The sequence below is a fragment of the Flavobacterium sp. AJR genome, from assembly GCF_002156885.1.
Lineage (GTDB): Bacteria > Bacteroidota > Bacteroidia > Flavobacteriales > Flavobacteriaceae > Flavobacterium.
This window is the reverse complement of the sequence record NZ_NCWQ01000190.1, coordinates 1-1,374: the sequence shown is the minus strand read 5'-3', so window position 1 is coordinate 1,374 and position 1,374 is coordinate 1. Positions and strand designations below refer to the sequence as shown.

At 40.5% G+C, this 1,374-nt stretch carries 1 protein-coding gene; it reads right to left on the bottom strand.

Annotated features, from left to right (window positions below; all coding sequences use genetic code 11):
- Positions 1-1,374, bottom strand: a 1,374-nt coding sequence (locus tag B8T70_RS24060; RefSeq protein WP_207621565.1) for a hypothetical protein, incomplete at both ends; no start/stop codon positions are given.

Here is a 1,374-nt window from a genome sequence, read left to right as displayed (position 1 = left end):
GTCAGTGCAGTATCTGTTGTATACTGCTCGCCGTTTACAGCCCATGTGTAACTTTCGCCCGAACAAATGCTCACTGTCGTAACAATTGCCTGTGGTTTTGGCGTAACTTTTAAATCTAGTACCTGGTCTGCCGTACAGCCATCATTGGTGATCGTCAGTGCGGTATCTGCTGTATACTGCTCGCCGTTTACAGCCCATGTATAACTTTCTCCCGAGCAAATGCTCACTGTCGTAACAATTGCCTGCGGTTTTGGCGTAACTTTTAAATCTAGTACCTCGTCTGCCGTACAGCCATCATTGATGATCGTCAGTGCGGTATCTGTTGTGTACTGCTCGCCGTTTACAGCCCATGTGTAACTTTCGCCCGAACAAATGCTCACTGTCGTAACAATTGCCTGCGGTTTTGGGAGAATGGTAATTTTTCCTTCTGCAAAGACGTTTCCACACTCAGCAATTAATGGAATTTTATAATTAAATACTCCTAACTCTCTTGGGTTACCTGAAATTGTAATTGTATTTGCCTCCCAAGTAGCTTGTACTCCATCTGGCAAACCATTTGCTCCATTAACACCATTACCCTCTATACCTGTGGCATCTATTGTAGTATGCGTTATATCATCCATCACATCTTTTCCGCATAGAGTAGGTGTACTACTAGCAACTCCAGCAACAGCAACTTCTTTTATTACAAAATCAACTGCAAATCTATAAGAATCTCCTGCAGATGCATAAGATGCATAATAAGTAGTGGTACCAGGTGTATTTGTATCTGCCAAACCTGATCCTGCCACACCAACTGGGTTAAAAGTTGGCCCCCAGCCAAGTGGTTCTCCTCCCGAGCTTGATTTATACCAATAAATTATATCATCTAAAAGAAATTCCCCTCCTTCTTTAGGAGATTCAACTCTCCAAGTATAATCCCACACATTAGTTACTCCATGAATTAAAGTCAAAACAGATATTAAAGTGTACTCCTTTCCCGCAACCAAATTTGCTTTAAATTCTGGTTCATTATTATCATCATTACGAAGTCCTACTATCCATTCCCCCCCTCTATCACAGTAGCCGGGGGTAAAATCACCACTATAAATATATGCTGATCCAAAATATTCAGGTCTATCCTCCATTTTAAAATTGTATTCTCCTGAAGCACTTACTGTAAATTTTGTTGCTGTATACTGATTTTTTCCCTTAATACTAAATTTACATGTATACATATCATCCTCAGGTGCATACGGCACAAAAGCACGAGGATCTCTTTCTATATTCCATAAACCCATAAATTCAGTAACTGGGTAAGCGGCACTTTTTGCGGATAATAAACCACTACCTCCCTTACATATACTTACTGGTTCTACCTCAATTTTTGGGCTA